The organism is Marinomonas sp. ef1 (genome assembly GCF_002806845.1).
GTDB lineage: Bacteria > Pseudomonadota > Gammaproteobacteria > Pseudomonadales > Marinomonadaceae > Marinomonas > Marinomonas polaris.
Map to the genome: position 1 here is coordinate 1 of NZ_NHTT01000047.1, position 248 is coordinate 248.

The 248-nt window shown below is 48.0% G+C and carries 1 protein-coding gene; it reads left to right on the forward strand.

The features are described 5' to 3' along the window. Positions 1 to 15: 15 nt before the first annotated feature. Positions 16 to 248: transposase (locus tag CCS02_RS22595; RefSeq protein WP_442919344.1), on the forward strand; the 233-nt coding region annotated here is incomplete at its 3' end.

Below are 248 nucleotides of genomic sequence, written 5' to 3' on the forward strand. Positions count from 1 at the left end.
GCCAGCATCGGCCTTGTGCCAGCGCATAGTGGCAGCGGCGGTAAAGTTACCATCGGCAGGATTACCAAACGAGGTGATACGTATCTGCGTACATTGATCATCAATGGGGCCCGATCTTTGGTCATCCATGTTAAAGAAAAAACAGACAGCTTGAGTTGTTGGGTAAGACAATTACTCAGCACGAAAGGGTTTAATAAAACCATTGTAGCTGTCGCCAACAAACTGGTCAGAATGGCGACAGCCATGCT